This is a genomic window from Micromonospora sp. NPDC051296 (assembly GCF_040682255.1).
GTDB lineage: Bacteria > Actinomycetota > Actinomycetes > Mycobacteriales > Micromonosporaceae > Micromonospora > Micromonospora craterilacus.
This window is the reverse complement of sequence record NZ_JBFBAO010000064.1, coordinates 20,327-24,135: the sequence shown is the minus strand read 5'-3', so window position 1 is coordinate 24,135 and position 3,809 is coordinate 20,327. Positions and strand designations below refer to the sequence as shown.

General features: G+C 71.0%; 2 protein-coding genes. Both read left to right on the top strand.

Going from position 1 to position 3,809, the window contains the following annotated elements:
• Positions 1 to 2,660 (top strand): discoidin domain-containing protein (locus tag AB0M52_RS10170; protein WP_363951424.1); only part of this gene is annotated, 2,660 nt, incomplete at its 5' end.
• A gap of 103 nt (positions 2,661 to 2,763) precedes the next feature.
• Positions 2,764 to 3,809 (top strand): discoidin domain-containing protein (locus AB0M52_RS10165; RefSeq protein WP_363951421.1); only part of this gene is annotated, 1,046 nt, incomplete at its 3' end.

Genomic DNA, 3,809 nt, shown 5'->3' with positions numbered 1-3,809 from the left:
GCCGGGGGGCCACTGTCCCGTTCATCGAGCACGAGGCCGAGAACGCCGCGCACAACGGCACCCGAATCGGCCCGGACCGGCGCTACGGCACGCTCCCGTCGGAGGCCAGCGGCCGGGAGGCGGTCACCCTCGACGCGGTCGGGGAGTACGTCGAGTTCACCCTCACCGCACCCGCGAACGCCATCACGTTCCGCTACAGCATCCCGGACAATGCCGCCGGCACCGGCCGCGACGCGACCATCGACCTGCGGGCGAACGGCACGCTGGTCAAGGCCGTCCCGGTCACCTCGAAGTACGGCTGGTACTACGGCGGCTACCCGTTCAACAACAACCCGGGCGACATCAACCCGCACCACTTCTACGACGAGGCCCGGACCCTGTTCGGCACCACGTACCAGGCGGGCACCAAGATCCGGCTCCAGGTCTCCTCGACCGCGCAGTCGCCGACCTTCACCATCGACCTGGCCGACTTCGAGCTGGTCGCCGCGCCGATCACCAAGCCGGCCAACGTCATCGACGTGGTCACCGACTTCGGCGCCGACCCGACCGGTGCCACCGACTCGACCGCCCGGTTCCAGGCCGCCGTGGACGCCGGCCGGGCCCAGGGGCGGGCGGTGTGGATCCCGTCGGGCAACTTCACCCTCTGGGATCACGTGGTGGTCGACGGGGTGACCCTGCGTGGCGCCGGCCCGTGGTATTCGGTGCTCGGCGGCCGGCATCCCACCGACCGCAAGCGCGCCGCCGGCATCTACGGCAAGTACGTGAACGGCGGTGGCTACCGCGGTGAGATCCGGCCGCACGAGGCCGGCGGGCCCAGCCGCAACGTGACGCTGCGCGACTTCGCCATCATCGGCGACATCCGGGAGCGGGTGGACGAGGACCAGGTCAACGCCATCGGCGGGGCGATGTCCGACTCCGTGGTGGACAACGTCTGGATGCAGCACACCAAGGTCGGTGCCTGGATGGACGGCCCGATGAACAACTTCACCATCCGGAACAGCCGGATCCTGGACCAGACCGCGGACGGGGTGAACTTCCACTGGGGGGTCACCAACTCCACGGTGACCAACACCTTCGTCCGCAACACCGGCGACGACGCGCTCGCCATGTGGGCGGACACCGTGCCGAACGTCGGCAACTCGTTCACCTTCAACACGATCGGCGTGACCATCCTCGCCAACCACCTGGTCACCTACGGCGGGCGGGACATCCGGATCACCGACAACGTGACCGCCGACTCGGTCACCAACGGTGGCGGCATCCACGTGGCCAACCGGTACACGGGGGTAAACGGGCCGACCGCCGTCGCCGGCACCATCACGGTCGCCCGCAACACCCTGATCCGCAACGGCAACTCCGACTACAACTGGCAGTTCGGCGTCGGCGCGATCTGGTTCTCCGCACTGAACCAGCCGATCCAGGGCGCGTCGATCGTGGTCAGCGACACCGACATCCTGGACAGCTCCTACGCGGCGCTGCACTGGATCGAGGGCGCCACCAGCGGGATCAGCTTCAACAACGTACGCATCGACGGTGCCGGCACGTACGCCCTCCAGGTGCAGGCGCCCAGCCAGGTGTCGTTCACCAACGTACGGGCCACCGGCATCGCGCAGTCCAACCCGATCCACAACTGCGTCGGCAGCGGCTTCCAGATCACCCAGGGCGCCGGCAACTCCGGCTGGTACACCGCCAACCCGTACTGCGGGCCGTGGCCGGAGCCGCAGTGGGGCGGCGGTCCGACCAGCCCCCCGCCCACCACACCCCCGCCGACGACCCCGCCGCCCACCACGCCCCCGCCCGGCGGGAACCTGGCCCAGGGCCGGCCGGTCGTCGCGTCCAGCCACAACCAGACGTACCAGGCGGGGAACGCCGTCGACGGCAACCCGGGCACGTACTGGGAAAGCGCCAACAACGCTTTCCCGCAGACCATCACCGTCGACCTGGGCGCGGTCCGTTCCGTCGACCGGGTGGTGCTCATGCTGCCGGCCGGCTGGGAGCGGCGTACCCAGACGCTGTCGGTGCTCGGCTCGACCGACGGCAACTCGTGGACCACGCTCGCCGGGTCGGCCGGTCGCGTCTTCGACCCGGCCACCGGCAACAGCGTCTCGATCGGCCTGACGGCCGGTGAGCGCCGGTTCGTCCGGCTCAGCATCACCGGCAACACCGGCTGGCCGGCGGGTCAGGTCGCCGAGTTCGAGGTGTACGGCGGCAGCACCCCGCCACCGACCACCCCGCCCCCGGCCGGGAACCTGGCGCTCGGCCGGCCGGTCACGGCCACCAGCCACACCGACGTGTACGTGGCCACCAACACGGTGGACGGCAACGCGAACACCTACTGGGAGAGTGCCAACAACGCCTTCCCGCAGACGCTCACCGTCGACCTGGGCACCGCCCGGCAGGTGGGTCGGGTCGTGCTGAAGCTGCCACCGTCGCCGGCCTGGCAGACCCGTACCCAGACGCTGTCGGTGCTCGGCTCGACCGACGGCAACTCCTGGACCACCCTCGCCGGCTCGGCGGGTCGCACCTTCGACCCGGCCACCGGCAACACGGTGTCGATCAACCTGCCGGCCGGTGACCGCCGGTACCTGCGACTCAACGTCACCGGCAACACCGGCTGGCCGGCTGCCCAGATCGCCGAGTTCGAGGTGCACGCCGCCTGACCCGTGGGTGGGCCCCGCACGCCGATCGGGGCCCACCCACGCCCTAAGAGCACCACACCCCCGCAACGCCTCTCCACGTCCCGGAAGAAGGTGTCGATCCCCCATGTCCAGATTCCGTACCCGGTTGACCGCCGTGCTCGCCGCGGTCGGCCTCGCCCTCACCGCCGCGCCCGCGCCCCCGGCCGCTGCGGCCGGCGGCCCGAACCTCGCCGCCGGCCGCGCCGCGACCGCCAGCAGCGTCAACGGCCCGTACGCCGCGGCCAACGTCACCGACGGCAACGCCGGCACCTACTGGGAGAGCAGTGGTGCCCTTCCGCAGTGGGTCCAGGTCGACCTGGGCTCCAGTCAGTCCATCGACCAGGTCCAGCTGAAGCTGCCGGCGGGCTGGGAGGCCCGCACCCAGACGCTGTCGGTGCAGGGCAGCACGACCGGCAGCGGCTTCAGCACCATCGTCGGCTCGGCGGGCCGCACCTTCAGCCCGGCCGGCGGCAACACCGTCACCCTCGACTTCCCGGCCACCACCACCCGGTACGTCCGGATCTCGATCACCGCGAACACCGGCTGGCCGGCCGCGCAGCTGGCCGAGCTGGAGGTGTACGGCGCGGCCACCTCGTCGACCAACCTGGCGGCCGGTCGGAGCATGTCCGCCAGCGGTCACGCCGACGTCTACCTCGCCGCCAACGCCAACGACGGCAACCAGGGCAGCTACTGGGAGAGCCCGAACAACGCCTTCCCGCAGTGGATCCAGGTGGACCTGGGTGCCACGGTCACCGTCGACCGGCTGGTGCTCAAGCTGCCCGGCGGCTGGGGGGCGCGTACCCAGACGTTGACCGTGCAGGGCAGCACCAACGGGTCGACCTTCAGCACGCTGGTCGCCTCCGCCGGATACGCGTTCAACCCGACCGCCAACAACACGGTGACCATCACCGTCGGCTCGGCCGCCACCCGCTACGTCCGGCTGCAGTTCACCGCGAACACCGGCTGGCCGGCCGGGCAGCTCGCCGAGCTGGAGGTGTACGGCCCGGCCACCGGCGACACCCAACCGCCGTCGGCCCCGACGAACCTGGCCTTCACCGAGCCGGGGAGTGGGCAGATCCGGTTGACCTGGTCGGCGTCGACGGACAACGTCGGGGTGACCGGTTACGACGT